The sequence below is a fragment of the Pseudomonas lundensis genome (assembly GCF_001042985.1).
GTDB lineage: Bacteria > Pseudomonadota > Gammaproteobacteria > Pseudomonadales > Pseudomonadaceae > Aquipseudomonas > Aquipseudomonas lundensis.
Genome location: NZ_JYKY01000025.1, coordinates 23,384 through 39,722, shown reverse-complemented (window position 1 = coordinate 39,722; position 16,339 = coordinate 23,384). Strand labels below are relative to the sequence as shown.

The 16,339-nt window shown below is 57.3% G+C and carries 17 protein-coding genes; 10 read left to right on the top strand and 7 right to left on the bottom strand.

Annotated features, from left to right (window positions below; translation table 11 throughout):
- Nucleotides 1-122: 122 nt before the first annotated feature.
- Nucleotides 123-1,694: an amidase family protein gene (locus TU74_RS18020; RefSeq protein ID WP_241485588.1), complete on the bottom strand. Its 1,572-nt coding sequence runs from the start codon at nucleotides 1,692-1,694 to the stop codon at nucleotides 123-125.
- Between the two features lie 449 nt (nucleotides 1,695-2,143).
- On the opposite strand from TU74_RS18020, the gene TU74_RS18015 reads away from it, so the two are divergent.
- Together TU74_RS18015 and TU74_RS18010 are read left to right on the top strand one after the other, a co-directional pair.
- The gene (locus tag TU74_RS18015; protein WP_048377232.1) at nucleotides 2,144-2,404 is read left to right on the top strand and encodes an HP1242/YdcH family protein; all 261 of its coding nucleotides are present in this window, start codon (nucleotides 2,144-2,146) and stop codon (nucleotides 2,402-2,404) included.
- A 17-nt stretch (nucleotides 2,405-2,421) separates the two neighbouring features.
- On the top strand, nucleotides 2,422-2,718 hold the full coding sequence (locus TU74_RS18010; RefSeq protein ID WP_047276779.1) for a putative quinol monooxygenase: 297 nt from the start codon (nucleotides 2,422-2,424) through the stop codon (nucleotides 2,716-2,718).
- A 41-nt stretch (nucleotides 2,719-2,759) separates the two neighbouring features.
- Here the strand turns inward: TU74_RS18010 and TU74_RS18005 are convergent, their stop codons facing one another.
- Together TU74_RS18005 and TU74_RS18000 are read right to left on the bottom strand one after the other, a co-directional pair.
- Nucleotides 2,760-4,532, bottom strand: coding sequence for an acyl-CoA dehydrogenase C-terminal domain-containing protein (locus TU74_RS18005; protein WP_048377231.1), 1,773 nt, complete (start codon nucleotides 4,530-4,532; stop codon nucleotides 2,760-2,762).
- A 47-nt stretch (nucleotides 4,533-4,579) separates the two neighbouring features.
- Nucleotides 4,580-6,202 (bottom strand): acyl-CoA synthetase, encoded by a 1,623-nt coding sequence (locus TU74_RS18000; RefSeq protein WP_048377260.1) that lies wholly within the window; start codon nucleotides 6,200-6,202, stop codon nucleotides 4,580-4,582.
- Nucleotides 6,203-6,370: 168 nt separating this feature from the next.
- Here TU74_RS18000 and TU74_RS17995 point away from each other — a divergent pair, with 168 nt between their 5' ends.
- Entirely contained in the window at nucleotides 6,371-8,191 is a 1,821-nt protein-coding gene (locus TU74_RS17995) for a PAS domain S-box protein (protein ID WP_048377230.1), read from the top strand.
- A gap of 3 nt (nucleotides 8,192-8,194) precedes the next feature.
- Nucleotides 8,195-8,830, top strand: coding sequence for a response regulator transcription factor (locus TU74_RS17990; RefSeq protein ID WP_048377229.1), 636 nt, complete (start codon nucleotides 8,195-8,197; stop codon nucleotides 8,828-8,830).
- Here TU74_RS17990 and TU74_RS17985 read toward each other — a convergent pair.
- Entirely contained in the window at nucleotides 8,817-10,217 is a 1,401-nt protein-coding gene (locus TU74_RS17985; RefSeq protein WP_048377228.1) for an aminotransferase-like domain-containing protein, read from the bottom strand. The genes TU74_RS17990 and TU74_RS17985 overlap by 14 nt on opposite strands.
- Before the next feature lie 146 nt (nucleotides 10,218-10,363).
- Between TU74_RS17985 and TU74_RS17980 the strand changes: the two genes are divergently transcribed.
- From TU74_RS17980 to TU74_RS17970, 3 genes are all read left to right on the top strand, one after another.
- On the top strand, nucleotides 10,364-10,996 hold the full coding sequence (locus tag TU74_RS17980) for a LysE family translocator (protein WP_048377227.1): 633 nt from the start codon (nucleotides 10,364-10,366) through the stop codon (nucleotides 10,994-10,996).
- A gap of 189 nt (nucleotides 10,997-11,185) precedes the next feature.
- The gene (locus TU74_RS17975) at nucleotides 11,186-12,031 is read left to right on the top strand and encodes a site-specific integrase (protein ID WP_047276792.1); all 846 of its coding nucleotides are present in this window, start codon (nucleotides 11,186-11,188) and stop codon (nucleotides 12,029-12,031) included.
- A gap of 77 nt (nucleotides 12,032-12,108) precedes the next feature.
- Nucleotides 12,109-12,318 carry a PLDc N-terminal domain-containing protein gene (locus TU74_RS17970; RefSeq protein ID WP_047274598.1) on the top strand — a complete coding sequence of 70 codons (210 nt, stop codon included), beginning with the start codon at nucleotides 12,109-12,111 and terminating at the stop codon, nucleotides 12,316-12,318.
- Between the two features lie 320 nt (nucleotides 12,319-12,638).
- Here TU74_RS17970 and TU74_RS23195 read toward each other — a convergent pair whose 3' ends face one another.
- The 3 genes from TU74_RS23195 to TU74_RS17955 all read right to left on the bottom strand — a co-directional run bounded on the left by TU74_RS23195 (nucleotide 12,639) and on the right by TU74_RS17955 (nucleotide 14,552).
- Nucleotides 12,639-13,217: a hypothetical protein gene (locus TU74_RS23195; RefSeq protein ID WP_082149896.1), complete on the bottom strand. Its 579-nt coding sequence runs from the start codon at nucleotides 13,215-13,217 to the stop codon at nucleotides 12,639-12,641.
- 680 nt (nucleotides 13,218-13,897) lie between these two features.
- Entirely contained in the window at nucleotides 13,898-14,128 is a 231-nt protein-coding gene (locus TU74_RS17960; RefSeq protein WP_048377226.1) for a DUF2498 family protein, read from the bottom strand.
- Nucleotides 14,129-14,222: 94 nt separating this feature from the next.
- A complete protein-coding gene (locus tag TU74_RS17955) occupies nucleotides 14,223-14,552 on the bottom strand; it encodes a helix-turn-helix domain-containing protein (RefSeq protein WP_241485587.1) in 330 nt (109 codons plus the stop codon).
- 159 nt (nucleotides 14,553-14,711) lie between these two features.
- Here TU74_RS17955 and TU74_RS17950 point away from each other — a divergent pair, with 159 nt between their 5' ends.
- From TU74_RS17950 to TU74_RS24230, 3 genes are read left to right on the top strand one after another with little or no spacing between them, the layout of a single operon-like run.
- The gene (locus TU74_RS17950; protein ID WP_048377224.1) at nucleotides 14,712-15,845 is read left to right on the top strand and encodes a phage/plasmid replication domain-containing protein; all 1,134 of its coding nucleotides are present in this window, start codon (nucleotides 14,712-14,714) and stop codon (nucleotides 15,843-15,845) included.
- Nucleotides 15,842-16,075, top strand: coding sequence for a hypothetical protein (locus tag TU74_RS17945; RefSeq protein ID WP_048377223.1), 234 nt, complete (start codon nucleotides 15,842-15,844; stop codon nucleotides 16,073-16,075). The genes TU74_RS17950 and TU74_RS17945 overlap by 4 nt, the downstream gene beginning before the upstream one ends.
- Entirely contained in the window at nucleotides 16,075-16,332 is a 258-nt protein-coding gene (locus tag TU74_RS24230) for a hypothetical protein (RefSeq protein WP_157315192.1), read from the top strand. The genes TU74_RS17945 and TU74_RS24230 overlap by 1 nt, the downstream gene beginning before the upstream one ends.
- Nucleotides 16,333-16,339 lie beyond the last annotated feature (7 nt).

Sequence of the window (16,339 nt, the reverse complement as noted above, 5' to 3'; positions counted from 1 at the left end):
CAGGGGGGGGAGCGCCAGCCGATAGGTGGAGGCTGGCGCTGTGTTTCTTCAGCGTGTCAGGTGATTCAATCGTGAGCGTCATGAACCGCCTGCGCATTCACAGGATGCGGGTTTGCGCTGCTTCAGGATGAGAAAGCAGGCGTCAGGCGCGCTAGGGCTGCCTGTTCGTAGCTGTAAGCAAGGCCCAGCAGGAGCGCTTCGCTCCAGCGCGGGCCGTAAAAGTACAGCCCTTTGAGCGTGCCCTGAGCGTCAGCGCCTGAAGGCACCGTGATACCGGGGTAGCCCGCGACCGGCACGATTGAGGGTACAAAACCGTCAGCACTGTCCACCAACGCATCCAGTGAATGCTCAGTCAGCAATTGATCTATCTGCGCCTGGCTGCGGCTGTGCAGGTCAGACCACAGGGTGTTGTAGTCATCCTCGTTATACGGTGTGTTGAGGAATGCGGTGATGGTGTCCTGCCCGTAGGCGGGGTTGCCGGGTGTCGTTTGATTGAACGTGACCAGTTCTTCTAGTGAATGAACGGGCATGCCTTGACGGGAACTGAACCAGTTGGGGGCTTCACGGTTCAAGTCCATGAACAGTAACGCCTGATAGTGCTCCATGTAGGTCGACGTTTCGTAGCTGGGCTCTGCCACCGGTACCAGTTCGGCTCCCGCGTCTCTGAGCACTTGCAGGGCGTGTGCAAAGTTGGGGTCCTGGGATTGGTCTGCGCTCACTTGATCGTAACTGGCGGGAAAGCCGATCCGCTTGCCGCGTAACGCGTCGGCACTGAGTTGGGCGGTGTAATCCACGGACTCAGGTACACGCGCGTGTTGCACGTTATCGGTTGGGTCGTTCCCGGTCATCGCATTGAGTAACAGCGCAGCGTCACGCACCGTGCGGGTGATGGGGCCGGGGGTGTCCTGGTTTTTCGAGACGGTGATGATTCCGCTTCGGCTTAAGAGGCCCAGGCTCGGTTTCAGGCCAACCACGCCATTCATGAACGAGGGGCAATGAATCGAGCCGTTGGTCTCGGTCCCTACGGTCAGCGGAGCGAAGCCCGCCGCGGCTGCGGCCGCTGAGCCGGTGCTTGAGCCGCAAGGGTCGGCCGTCAGCTGATGCGGATTTTTGGTTTGTCCGCCCCGTGCGCTCCAGCCGCTGGGTATCGCCGGGTCGCGAAAGCCGGCCCACTCGCTGAGGTTGGTCTTGCCCAAAACAATGGCGCCGGCGTCACGCAAGCGCTGGACGATGAAGGCATCGTCAGCGGCGGGTTGCCCGACCAGTGCCAGCGAACCTGCGCTGGTCTGCATGGAGTCGGCCGTCTGGATATTGTCTTTGAGCAGAACGGGTACGCCGTGCAGCGGGCCACGCACATGACCCAGGCTGCGTTCCTGATCCCTTTGAGCGGCAATTGTCAGGGCATCGGGGTTGAGTTCAATAATTGAATTAATGGCGGGGCCGTTTTTATCCAAGCGTTCAATACGATTCAGCAAGTAGTTCACCACAGATACCGATGTAAGCCCTTGCAGTGTGTACTTGTCATTCAATTGGCTAACACTCGCGTATTCAACACCCTCAAGCAGATGCAGTTGTGCCGGCTCAATGGGTTCGCTATTGATTGGGTTGGATGTTGAGTGAGCAGTCGTGGCAAGTGCGTAGGGATGACTCAGCAAACTTAACGCTAAAACCAGCGAAACTTTCAGTGTGGACAATCCTTGTCCTTTTATTGCGTGCATGTCTGATTCTCTTGAAGGTTGTTTTTGAAGTAACACGACAAGAATAGTCAGGCTTGACCTCGGAAATATCTCTGATTGTCCTGGGTATAGGGCCCATTGCTGCGCGGAGAAACACCTGAGTGCGATGCAGGAAGAATCGGTTAAGTGCATGGCCGCATAGTGGCAATCGCCCTGACCGAATGACGTTTTTGGTCGACGGGTGCGGCTGGCCGGTTCGCAACGTCCAAAAAGGGTGTGATCTGGCCTGATACCGCGCCCTGACGCCTGTTTGCCACGGGTCAACAGCATTGATCCCGCGCACGAATGTGTACGCGCGGCTTTCTGAGTGGGCCAGAGCGTGCTATTGCTTAGGGGGCATGACAGCTGAGGTGCAGGGTCACGCCGTGACTCTGCGTTCGCCACCGCAACGTTAATGAGGTGCAGATATGCCGGTAAAACATGATTTGGCTTTGGACTTGGGCATCACCCAGCAAGAATTGAACAAGTTGAGTGCCGAGGATCCTCACCTTGCAGCGCTGATCGATAAGTACAGTGAAGCGGATCAGCACGTGGTTGAAGCCGAAAAAAACGAGGCCATCGGCACTTCCGATGACACGTTAATCCTGCTCAAGGACAAGCGGTTGAAGGTCAAAGATAAAATCGTCATCGAACTGAAGAGGTTGAGCAACGCTCAGCACGCGCAATGAGTGCCCACGGAGCCGATATGTCCAACGCCATCAAAGTGGTTGCCATCCTGTGTGCCAAGCCAGGCAAGGGTGACGCCCTGAAAAAAGCGCTGCTGGCTTGCGTACCGGCGTCACGCAAGGAGCCAGGCTGTCTGTTCTATCACTTGCACGTCGACCGCGCAGATCCGCAACGGTTTGTGTTCATGGAGGGCTGGACGGATCAGGCTGCAATTGATTTTCACCAAACAACCGATCACTACCAGAAAATGGTCGCTGCTGCGGCCGATTTGGTTGAGCACCGTGAGGTGCTGTACCTGGATGAATTGAGTCAGTGATGCGCTGATGGCGGCCCTGTACAGGCCGCCGTTTTTTTTGCTTAAAAACTGGCAGCGTCCAGCTCAAACAACGGTTCGCTGCCCGCGCGAATCGATTGCTCCAGGCTCAGGATGCGTGGCAGCAAGCGGGTAAAGTAAAACAGCGCCGTTGCCAGCTTGGCGGTGTAGAACGGCGGATCGGCGTCCATGGACGACTGGGCCACGTCCGCCATACGCGCCCATAGCCAGGCGTAGGACACATAACCGAACAGGTGCAGATACTCCACCGACGCTGCGCCGATTTCATTAGGGTTACTCGCGGCCCGGGTCAACAGCCATTCAGTCACGTCTTCAAGGCGCTGCACGGCGTCGAGCAGTTCGCGGGCATAGGGCTTACCGGGCAGGCTGGCGAATTGCCGAATCTGACGCGTAAACAACCGCAAGGCTGCGCCGCCATTGGCAACCACTTTGCGCCCGAGCAAGTCCAGCGCCTGAATGCCGTTGGTGCCCTCATAAATTTGTGCAATCCGCACGTCGCGCACTAATTGTTCCTGTCCCCATTCACGGATATACCCGTGCCCGCCGAACACTTGCTGCCCGAGTACGCAGCTGTCGAGCCCGGTGTCCGTGAAGAAGGCTTTGGCAACCGGGGTGAGCAACGCCACCAATGCACTGGCTTGCTCCTGTTCCTGCGGGTCGTTCGAAAACTTCGACAGGTCCAGTTGCTGGCCGACATAGCTGGCGAATGCCCGACCGCCCTCGGTCATGGCCTTCATGCTTAGCAGCATGCGCCGCACGTCCGGGTGGACGATGATCGGGTCGGCCACTTTGTCAGGCGCCACTTTGCCCGTGGGGGCGCGACTTTGCAGGCGCTCACGGGCGTAGGTGCGGGCATTCTGGTAGGACGTTTCGGCACAGCCGATGCCCTGAATGCCAATCGACAGGCGTTCGTAATTCATCATGGTGAACATCGCGGCCAGGCCTTTGTTGGCTTCCCCGATCAACCAGCCGCAGGCGCCGTCGAAATTCATCACGCAGGTGGCCGAGGCCTTGATGCCCATTTTGTGTTCGATAGAACCGCAGGTCACGGCGTTGGCAGCGCCCAGACTGCCGTCCGCATTGACCCGGCGCTTGGGCACCAGAAACAGCGAAATACCCTTGGGCCCCGGCGGTGCATCCGGCAACTTGGCCAGCACCAGATGAATGATGTTCTCGGTCAGGTCCTGCTCGCCGCCGGTGATGAAGATCTTGCTGCCAGTGATGAGGAAGCTGCCATCGGCCTGCGGCTCGGCGCGGGTGCGGATAATGCCCAGGTCGGTTCCCGCATGGGCTTCGGTCAGGCACATGGAGCCCGCCCAGCGGCCTTCATACATCGGCGGCAGGTAGGTGCTTTTCAGCGCGTGAGTCGCGTGGGCATCAATCGCCAGGCAGGCGCCGGAGCTGAGCGCCGAATACAGCGCAAAGCTGGAGTTGGCCGCATAGAGCATTTCTTCAAATTGCACGGCGAGCATTTTGGGCATGCCCATGCCGCCGAACTCAGGGTTGCCGGACAATCCCACCCAGCCGCCTTCAATGTACGTGGTGTAGGCCGCCTTGAACCCGCTTGGGGTGGTGACGGTGGTGGCTTGCCATTGAGCGCCTTCTTCGTCGCCGCTGCGGTTGAGCGGCGCAATCAGTTGGCCAGTCACTTTGGCGGCTTCTTCAAGAATGGCGTCAGCGGTCTCGGTATCGACATGGTCGGCCAGCGCGGGCAGGCGCGCCCACAGCGCGGGGGCTTCGAACACTTCGTGCAGAACAAAGCGCATGTCGCGCAGTGGAGCATTGAATTCAGGCATCACAAAACCTCATTGCAGCTCATGGATGGGAAGCGATCTGCGCCGGATTAAAGGGCTTTGGCCATGTCACGCAGCACGTACTTCTGGACTTTACCCGTGGACGTCTTCGGCAACAGGGTGAAGATGACGGTACGCGGCACCTTGAACCCCGCCAGATGTTCACGGCAAAAGCCCATGATGTCCGCTTCGCGCACATGGCCATGATCGGCCTTGAGGGTGATAAATGCACACGGGGTTTCGCCCCATTTTTCATCCGGGCGGGCCACGACGGCGGCTTCCATGACACCGGGATGGCGATACAGCACGCCTTCGACTTCGATGGTGGAGATGTTTTCACCCCCGGAAATGATGATGTCCTTCAGGCGGTCGCGGATCTCAACATAGCCGTCCGGGTGGCACACCGCCAGGTCACCGGTATGAAACCAGCCACCTTCAAAGGCTTCGGCCGTGGCAGTGGGGTTTTTCAGGTAGCCCTTCATGACGGTGTTGCCGCGCATGAAGATCTCACCCATGGTTTCGCCATCGCGCGGCGTCGGTTTGAGGGTTTTCGGGTCCGCCACCATCAGCCCTTCTAGGGTCGGGTAGCGCACGCCCTGACGCGATTTGATCTGGGCCCGCTCGGCCAGTGGCTGCTCATCCCAGGTGTCATGCCAGGCGCAGATGGTCACCGGCCCATAGACTTCCGTCAGCCCGTAGACATGGGTGACTTTGATGCCCATTTCTTCCACGGCGCCAATCACTTTGGCGGGCGGCGCCGCACCGGCCACCAGCGCGTGCACGGGATGATCGATGGCGGCCTTGGCCGATTCCGGCATGTTCACCAGTGCGTTGAGCACGATGGGCGCGCCGCTCAGGTGGGTCACTTGGTGCTCGCGTATCAGGGTGAGGATTTTTTGCGGGTCCACCCGGCGCAGGAACACGTGCACGCCCGCCAGTGCCGTAATCACCCATGGGTAACACCAACCGTTGCAGTGGAACATCGGCAACGTCCACAAGTACACCGGGTGATTGCCCATGGCCCAGATCATCTGGTTGCCCAGCGAACTCAAATACGCGCCGCGATGGTGATACACCACGCCTTTGGGGTTGCCTGTGGTGCCGGAGGTGTAGTTGAGGGCGATGGCGTCCCATTCGTTATCGGGCCATTGCCAGGCGTAATCCGGATCGCCCTCGGCCAGCAGCGCTTCGTAATCCAGCGCGCTGACCGGCTGGCCTTCGCCGTATTCCGGGTCATCCACGTCAATGACCAGTGGCGGGTGGTCGAGCATGGCCACAGCGGCATGCACCACGTCATGGAATTCCCGGTCGGCGATCAGTACCTTGGCTTCGCCATGGGCCAGCATGAAGGCGATGGCCTCCGCGTCGAGGCGCACATTCAGCGCATTGAGCACGGCACCGATCATGGGCACGGCGAAGTGGGCTTCGAGCATCGCGGGAATATTGGGCAGCATCACGGCCACGGTATCGTTCTTGCCGATACCGCGCCCGGCCAGGGCACACGCCAGGCGTCGGCAACGGTTGTAGGTCTGTGACCAGGTGCGCCGAATCGAACCGTGGATCACGGCCGGGTAGTGGGGATAGACGCTGGCGGTGCGTTCGATGAAGCCGAGCGGGGAGAGGGCAGTATGATTGACAGCGGCAGGCCCGAGGCCTTGCTCAAAAATCGACATGATGGTCATTCCGGTGGCTGATTGTTAGCTCTATGGCTGCCCGCTCTGCCGGTGGCGAGAAGGTCAGTTGATGTCCGACACGATTTATAGCCCACTCCGGGTTTGATATGGAAGTAATACCTAAGCAATATAGTAGTTGTTCTATATAGACGTTTTTCAGGGAATCCCATGCCAGCGACGCTGATGCACCACGATCCGCACCCTTCTGTGATCCTTGATGCCGAGGGCGCGCCGCTGATGGTTAACCCGGCTTTGGAAGCTGTGCTGGCCGGTGCGTCCCGCGAGCAGGTGCGTGACTGGCTACCTGGCAATCTGCCGGAACTGGTGCGTGCTTGCCTGCAACAACAGCGGGCCATTGAACACGTGGAAGCGCAATACCAGGATCAGGTGTGGCTGTGGACGTTGATTCCGGACGTGGACAGCCAGTGGGTACTGGCCCGAGGCCGGGAAGCCAGCCAGGAATGGATGGCCGAACGTGAGGCCGCCAAAGCGAGGCGTCTGTACCGGTTGATTACCGAAAACACCACCGACCTGATTTCACGTCATACCCCCGACGGGCGCTTTCTGGATGCCTCGCCAGCTTCGTGGACGCTGCTGGGTTACTGGCCGCAAAGCCTGCGAGGGACACGGGCGCAGCGTCTGTTTCATCCTGACGATTTATCCGAGGTGATTCATCGGGCGCGGGATGCCCTGCACGTTGACGGTTACTACACCATGACTTACCGCATTCGCCATCAGGGCGGGCATTACCTGTGGTTTGAAACCGCGAGCCGGGCCATTCGTGAAACCTATACCGGCGCGGTGGTGGAAGTCGTCAGTGTGTCCCGTGACATTACCGCCAGGGTGCAGGCCGAAGAGAACAAGCGCCGGCTGGCGGAGGTGGTGGAGGCCAACCCGGACCCGGTGCTGTTCATCGACCCGCAGGGCGGGGTGTCCTACCTCAATCCGGCGGCGCGCCGTATTTTGGGGCTGGCGCCTTCGGCCGGGATGCCTGCACTGAGCGCCTTCCTGAGCCGTGAGGACGTGGCGCAACTCGATGCAATCGGTTGGGGTCGCGCTGAGCAGCAGGGTCTGTGGAGCACGGAAACGCGTTTGCTGCCCTTGAATCACCAGCCTTCCGTGCCGGTATCGCTGCTGTTGCTGGCGCACCGTTCAACGGCCGGGGAGCGCTTCTTTTCATTGGTGGCCCGTGACATGCGCGAGCGCGAGTTGCGCGAAGCCCAGCAGCGTCAGCATCAAGACGAGATGGCGCATACGGCACGCTTGGTGACATTGGGCGAGCTGGCGTCCGGGATCGCTCACGAAATCAACCAGCCCTTGGCCGCCGTGGTCAATTACGCGAATGCCAGTCAACGGTATTTGCACAGCCTGAGCAGCAACCCCCAAGCGGTGGATCGGGTCGCGCAGGGGTTGGAGCGCATCACCCTGCATGCCAACCATGCAGCAGAAGTCATCACGCGGTTGCGCAGCTTTCTGCGCAAAGGGCGCCGCAACGTGCAGGCACTGGACGTCAGTGAAGTGATGCGTCGGGCCGTCAGTCTGTGTGCTTGGGAGGCCAATGCCCGGCGAGTGACGATTGAACAAGAGATCCCGGCTCATTTGCCGCGTGTATTCGCCGACCAGGTGCTGTTGGAGCAGGTGTTGCTCAACCTGTTGCGTAACGCGATCGAAGCCAATGGCGAAAAGCGCCCGGCTGAGCCGTCGTGTATCCGCTTGCAGGCTCAGCCCCTGGGCAACTCGCGTTTGCAGATCAGCGTGCTCGATGAGGGGCCGGGGGTCAGTCAGGCGCAGTTACATCAACTGTTTACCCCGTTTTACACCAGCAAGGCCGACGGCCTCGGGCTGGGTTTGTCCATGAGTCGCAGCATCATCGAAGGCTTGGGCGGGGAGCTTGAAGCCCACCCGCAACCTCACGGCCTGCTGATGTGTTGCACCTTGCCGTTGATGGGGGCAGCCCATCCACCCGAACAACAACAAGAGAGTGACTGAGCAATGACAACTTCAATGCAGCCCATGGTGTATGTGGTCGATGACGATCAGGGCATGCTCGACTCCACCGTCTGGCTGCTGGAATCGGTCGGCCTGCACGCGCTGCCGTTCACCAGCGGGCACGCGTTTTTGCAGGCCTGCGACCCGCATCTGAACGCATGCGTGTTGCTGGATGTGCGCATGCCGTCCATGGGTGGACTGCATGTGCAACAAGCCCTTCAGGAGCGTGGCATCACGATGCCCGTGATTTTTGTCAGCGGTCATGCTGACGTACCGATTGTGGTGCGGGCCTTCAAGGCGGGCGCCCATGATTTCATCGAGAAACCGTACAACCAGCAGTTGCTGCTCGACAGCGTGCAGCAAGCGTTGAGTGGCCGCGTCCCGCAACAGGTCGCCGGTCAAGCACTGAGCGATGTGCACGCGCGCCTGAACAGCCTGACCCCCAGGGAACGGGATGTGCTGATGCCTTTGGTTAAGGGCTACACGACCCGTGAAATCGCCGAGTTGCTGGCGGTGAGCGTCAAGACTATTGATTTGTATCGGTCACGGGTGATGAAGCGCATGCAGGCTGACCATTTGCCTGACCTGGTGGGCATGGCGATCGCCGCAGGGTTGGTGGACCCGCTTAATCTGCGTTGAGCAGCAGGGCGTTCATGACGGCCATGACCCGCGAGTCGTCGGTATGGGCCACGTTGAAGCGCAGGCAGCGTGCCAGTTGCGGCCCATAGCCGAACAACGTTCCGGGGGCGAGCACCAGGTCTTGCTTGAGCCCGGCCTGAGCCAGCATTTCGGCATCCTGACCGGGCGGCAACGTGGCCCAGATAAACAGCCCGCCCGCATACGGAACGCTCATGCTCATCCCCGCTTGCTGCAACCCTGCCGTCACCCGTGCACCGGCGCTCATTAGCCTTTGCAGCATACGTTTGCGGTGTTTGTGGTAACTGCCATCGGTGAGCATCGAACACAGCGTCTGCTCCAGCATTTCGCAGGTAATGCCGCCGCACATTAATTTCATGTGCGAGAGGTTGGCGGCCATTTGCGGTGAGGTCACCACGAAGCTGACCCGCAAATTGGCACTGAGGATTTTGGAGAAGCCGCCAAGGTACGTCACATGTTCCAGCCCCGCCAATGTCGACAAGCGCGGCGGCGGTTCGGGATGCAGATCGCCATACAGGTCATCTTCGATGATGTGGCAGTTGTAGCGTTTGGTCAGCTCCAGCAAACCGTGGGCCTGTGCGGGTGTAAACGAATGCCCCGTGGGGTTTTGCAGCACGCTGGTCGTCAGGTAAACGCTGGGGCGTTGCTCTTTTAGCAGTGCCTCCAGCGCCTGCAAGTCCAGCCCTTGGGCGGTGCGCTCTAGCGTTACGACACGCGCCCCATGCAACGCCAGGTTAGCGTGGAAGTTGAAATAGCAGGGCGTGTCCAGCAACACCGTGGCCCCCGGCCGCAACCGCAGGCGCAACACCATGTCCAGCGCCTGTACCGTATTGCTGGTGGTAATGATCTGTTCCAGCGCCACGTCCAGCCCCTGCGCCGCCAGCTTTCGCTGCAAAGCCTGACGCAGCGGCAGGTAACCCGCCGGGTCGCCGTAACCGGTTAACCGCAGCAGTGGGGAGCGGCTGACCGCGCGCACACTGGCACGCAGCGTGCTGGAGTCGAGCCAGTGTTCGGGCAAGTGCCCGCCGCCGGGTCGCAAGGCCGCGCTGGCGCCGATCAGGGACCGCCGCAGCACGCTGGTCAGGTCTTTGGGTAACAGGTCAACCGGCTCGGCAGTCGCAGTGATTGGCGCAGGCGCCACAAAGTACCCGAGGCCCTGACTGGACGTGATGCGGGCTTGGCCGCGCAGGCGGTCCAGCGCCTCGATCAGGGTGAATTTGCTGACGCCCAACACCAGTGTCATTTCGCGCACCGAGGGTAACTTGCTGCCGGGGCTTAGCAATCCCTCATCCATGGCTTGGGTCAGTGCGTTAACGATTTGCTGCACCTTGGGGGTGCCGGGTTGAAACGCGATAGGGGAAATAGGCATGACCACCTCAAACTTTGCCGGTCATGCTACCAGTAAAGACCGGTAAAGTTTGATCTGTCTTTACCTGTCCGCAGTGAGGGCGATTGCACACACTGCCTGGCCGCCCACGCACGTTCGGGCGATGTGATCAGGGGGTAAGACGTTTTATGGCTACTCAGTTGACCTACGCTTCATTCGCTTACTTTTTGGTATTTTGCGCGACCATGACCTTCAGCCCCGGCCCCATGACCCTGTTGTTGATGGGCTTTGGCATGCAGGAGGGGCTCAAGCGCTCGATGCCGGTGCAGTTGGGCGCCAGTGCCGCGTATCTGGTATCGATACTGATTTTTGCTGTGGGCTTTGCAGAACTGGTTAAAGGCAATGTGCTAATCAGTCGCGCGATTCAATACATCGGCGTCGTCTATTTGCTGTATCTGGCCTATCGGCAGTGGACCAGTACCGGCATTTCTTTACAGGACACTCGTACACCCTTGGCCAGCGGGTTTGCGGACCGTTTCGGCAAGGGCCTGCTGACAGGCTTCTCGAACCCGAAAACCATCGTCATGTTCAGTGCAGTGTTTCCGCAATTTGCGGGGCAGGGGGGCGAGACCCGAATGCTGGACGTGGCCGCCCTCGGGTTAGCTTTTTTGTTGCTGCAGTTTGCCAGCGGGTGCCTGTATTGCTACTTCGGACAGCGCATTCGCCGGGTCCTGCAAAGCCCGGCGCGGCAACGTCTGTTGCAAAGAGCGACCGCCTTTATGTTGCTGGGTGTGGCAGTCCTGTTGGCGCGAGGATTTTAAGCGACGAGACACGGTGTCAGAAAAACGCTGTCGATGCGGTATATTGCGGGCTTGTTTCAAACCGTATCGAGATTGGTTTTGTCGACTTCCGAACCCGTAACACCGTTGGTTAACGTCAGCCCCCTGAATGATGTTCAAGCGCCCGTGGTGCTCTACCTTGAACGTCTTGCCCCGTCCAGCCGGCAAACCATGCGCTATGTGCTGCAAGATGCGGCGGACCGTTTGGGCGTTGAAGACGTCACCATCGACGAGTTTCCCTGGCACCAATTGCAGCCTGGGCATATCACCGCACTGGTCGCTGCGTTGCGCGCCGATGGCTACGCGCCGAACACCTCTTCGCTGTACGTGAATGCCATCCGCGGGGTAATGAATCAGGCGTGGCAACAGAGCCTGATCACGCAGGATCATCTGCTGAAAATCCGGGCAGTGAAGGCGGGCGGGGGCACACGCCTGAGCAAAGGGCGTAACTTGCGCCGCACGTTGATTCGGGAACTGATGGACGTTTGCGCCGCCGATCCGCGACCGCAAGGGTTACGTGACGCAGCGATCATTGCCATTCTGTACGGCTCAGGGATGCGCAAATCGGAGTCCGTGAACCTTGAACTGAGCCAGATCAATGTGGCCGAGCGCAGCTTGCAAGTGATGGGCAAGGGTAACAAGGAGTTGATCAAATTCGCGCCGGCGTGGGCGTTTGAAAAACTCGAAGCATGGCTGGCGTTTCGTCGCGCGCACCTGCCGGAAGGTGTGGATGACGACGACTTTTTGTTCAATCGCATTCGCCGGGGCAACCACATCACCCGCGAGCGAATAACCAAGCACGCGATCTACTACATTGCCAAACAGCGCGGTAAGCAAGTAGGGGTCAACATCATGCCCCACGACTTCCGTCGCTCCTTTATTACGCGGGTGATTGAAGAATACGACGTCTCCATTGCCCAAAAATTGGCACACCACGCCAACATCGCAACCACGGTCAGTTACGACATGCGTGACGATAACGAGCGCCGCAACGCAACAGACCGATTCATCCTCTGAGCAAGCATCGGGGATGAAATTTAGTGAACCCTCATGCGCATCAGCCCCCTAAAGCAGGACTACTTGGGAGGTTGAACATGCAAATCGAATACATTTGGGTCGCACTTGCAATCGTCGTCCTGCTGCTGGAGTTGTGGGCCATCAAAAGCGTCCTCAAGAGCGGGGCTAACGTGAACAGCCGCTGCATGTGGGTTGCGGTATTGATCTTCGTGCCACTGCTGGGACTTGTGGCCTGGTTGATTGCCGGGCCCAAGCAATTGACGAGCGACGGTTCAACACGTTCATGAGCGGGGTACATCGACAGCGTTCTTGCAAAAGGTTGTAGCGACCGTTCGGGAACGAATGCGACACCAGATTCAGGAAGTAGGTAAGGGCGGTAGCGATCGCCTAATGTGAATCTATTAATATAACTAAACTAAACAACCATTTAGTTTAGTTATATCCTTATCGTATAAAAAAAGAGTAGGTTGTTCAAAAATATGACTGTTTCAAGCCTTCAGTGCTGACACACACTCAAATACAAAGCGCTATAAGTGCTGCGAAACACACGCTTTTTCTGTGTAGCCGGGGGTATTTACGTTTCAAACCATAGAAAACCGGCATGTCTTCAGCGGCCGGCATCCTCAACGGGCACCCATCCATCAGGATCGCGGTCGGCGTATGCGGACAAGGACTCATGGGGCAACGGATCACCGTACAGTGCAGCAATGATTTGATCCAAAACCTCAACCTTGGCGTCAAGCATTCCGCAGACGTGGTAGAGATCAACCAATACACCTAGCAATGTGTCTACATCATGGTGGTTTTGCTGGCTCTCAGGGTCATCGGGGGTGCCGGTATCTGGCTGGTAATTTTTGGATATGCCTTCGAATTCGGACGTCTTGGTGCTGGCTGTATTGTTCTTTGACAGTCGTTGCTCAGTCATACGAATGTCCTCCAACGCTTGCGAATCGACAGGCTCAACCCGTTCATCAACACGGTCAGGGATCGGTGCAGTGTCTGATAAGACAATGTTTTTGTGAGTGTCCGCATAGGCCTTAATGATGTTCAAGGTGTCGCCGACGGCCAATCCCATATCTGATTTCAAATCTGCAGGAAGCGGCACAATAAGGTCACCAGAGCCATCGCCAGCGTCTTGGCAGGTCACAGTCCAGCGTTGATTTGCAGTACCAGGTGTTGCGTTCATTTTTTTTATCCCTCGATGGCCAACGACTCATCATGCCTGTCTGCCTGGTGAAAAGCTGTCTCCACTGGCCCTGACGCCCCAATACGAAGGTTCGCATAATTTCTCTGACGTTATGGTAGCTACGCCGTCGGAATCGACGAATTTAGCGTCGGGATAATAGCGAAGCCCCGGCGCTGAATTTAGCCATAACGTCCATTATGCGAGGCCGAACATTTCCCAGTTGCCAAAAAGGCAAAAGCCCAGTCATTGACCGGGCTTTGCAAGTCCCTCGCGGGGATAAATATCAAGTGCCTTGAAGGCTACATGCGAGATATTACGACGATTTAATTGCTTTTAGTATGCATGTTTGCACGGCGGCTTGGCCGTTACAGCCTTGATCGTGCGACCTCGACCTGCCCGAAGGGCATTAGGCGCCTCGCAGATCCTCGTTAGTGCGTTGCACCTGGTGCGCCGATACCCCGCAACGCGGGCCGGTCTATCGCCCAAAGGAAAACCCCAGCGTTCTTAAGAGCCCTGGGGTTTTTTGTCGCGTGCAAATTGCCTGTAGTCGCCCTGGTGTTACTTCGCGCCCTGATCACCCCGAGGCATTACCCCGGGATTTGAGCGCAGCCAGCGCGGTCCCGTGACGTGTAGCGCTATCGCCGGTCTGGTCCCGGAAGGTGCAATTTCCCAGCGAGCTTTTAAATCAGTGTGTATCTGGACGCGAACGAATGCGCAAACTCGTTCAATCGCACGACGGACTCTGGTTTTTGAACTCCTTTATCGTCCAAGAGCCCTGCTGCATGCATTGTCAGGATGTTGCCCACCATCTTGGCTTCTTTGATTTCCATGCCTTCTTCGTACCAGGAGTGCTCTTTGAGCTCCTCGTTTGCTGTGGCGATCAGTTGATCGAGCGGCAGTGCTGTTTTCATTTGCTCTCCTTGCTTTATGGGGTGGGGGTGCTGTTACACCCCCACTTTGGTATGGTTTTCCATACTTTTCAGCCATCACGCGACCCGCTTTTGGCTATCTCAGGGCTTCCTGCTCATACCCGAATAGCACACCTTTCAAGGCGATTTTGGCTTGATTTCGGATATCTACGGGCAACGCCTCAAAGCGCCGAAGAATAGGCAACATATCTTGGGATACCACCATTTCCGAAGGCTCTAGCAAAAGCTCATCTGTGGTAGTACCCAACACTGCGGCAAGGCTTACAACTTTGTCAGCTGACGGCATTCCGCGACCTGCCTCATAAGACGTGTAGCTCGACTTACTTATTCCAGCAGCCTCCCATACGGCCTGCTGAGTAAGGCCTTTAGCCTCCCGATACCGTCTCAGGTTTGTTCCGATGGTCATGGCTCTGTTGCCTGCGTGGTTGCTCATGCCTGCCATCGTATTAACTGTCCGCCCATACAGTACCTATATATCGGTACATTTCTGCTTGCATTCGAGCATCTAAGGGTCTCATAATCTCGCCAGTTCTGTATTGGAATACAGATATTGACAGGATTTCAGATGTTCATCGATTGGCTAACGATTTCGCAGGAGCACGATCACGACCTACCGGTCGTGTGCGATGTCTTTACGCTGACGATAGACGCTAATACCAACGAGGTTTTGAGCACTCGTCAGCCACGCTTTAAGCACGAAGCCAGCTTTTCCACTTCGGTGACGATTCATGTTCAAGGCCGGAAGATTCGTGTTGAAGGCAACCCCAGCCGGGTAGGGCGGCTCGACAACCTGTTTGGGTTCACCTCTATTGAGCAGTGCGTTTCGGTCTACAACGGGCTGTTGCGTGAATATGGCCTCCCTGGTTTTACTCGCTGCACCCGCATTGATATTCGTCAGGGCGAGTCAGGTGCAAAGTCAGGCGACCGTATCGCCGACGGGGCAAAGATTGAGCGTATCGACTTGACTACAAACGTTTCGCTGGGGGAGGGCAATGTACTTGCTTACCTTCGCGGCGTTTCGAGTCAGCGCATAGGGCACTCGATTGGCTTTCTGTATCCCAACGGGCGAACCGTAGCCTGGACCCCTAAAGGCAACGGTAAAGGCGGTCGCCTCCAATACCGAAAGGCCTACGACAAAGCCTTTGAGATGGATCAAAACTGTCTGCCAAAGATAAAACGTGTCTTTGGTGAGGAGTCGGAAGAATACAAATACGTACTGCGGGTTAAAAATTACTGCGCACAAGAAGGCGTGGTCCGCATGGAACAAGAACTTAAAAGCGAATATTTACAGCGCGAAGCCCTCTGCTATTGGGGACTATTTGATGAAAGGCGTTTAGCCGAACTCCACAGCGAGTTTCTTAAGATAGATGAAAAGTTGAAGGTGACAGCCATGGATATTGTAAGCATTGCTGAACAATTAGTTGCTGAGGGTGTTTGCGATACTTTGCGCTCCGCTCGCACCACGGCTAGTTACGCTCTCGAGTGGATGTCCGGTACATCCAATATCGACTTTTCAAAGTCTCAGGTTAAAGGGCATGCGGCCAAACTTAACCGAATCGGTATCAACATTCGCAACGCTTGCGATACCAGCCGCTTTGCACCTGTATTCGTCCGCCAGTGCCGCGAAGTGACAAAATCCACCTTGGCCGTGCCGACGTGGTATCAGCGTCCTAATCACCTCCAGCAGGTCGCAGCATGAGAACCGTTAGTTTTCAGGGTGGCCAATTAACTCCCGGCCAACGCCGGAACCTTGAGTTTCAGCAGCGTTTAAAACCTGCCTTCTTGAACCCTGTACTTGATCAACAGGTTCAAGAAACGCTCAAGGCTATTGACGTAAGAAAAGAGCAGGGCATTAAGCCCGAAAGAGTCTGGCTTCCTGAGTCTCAACAAATAGGGACTGTTTCAATTGCTGAATGGATGGGATTTTAATGGACCGTGAAGCATATTTGAACCTGCGCACTCAGGTTCACCAAGTTATATGTGATGCTATGCAAAGCACAGTTGCTGATGCTGAAATAACAACGAACAATATAATGCGTACTCTGCTGCAAACTTTGACTGCTGCTGATATTAAACGTCAGCGTGGTCTGCATGAACTTAAAAACTTCAGGCGTAATCCTGATGCAACTGCGCCCAGTTGGGCCTATCGCGAGCCGGGCATAAGTTCCCGTCTCCCAACACTGTAAAAGGGCA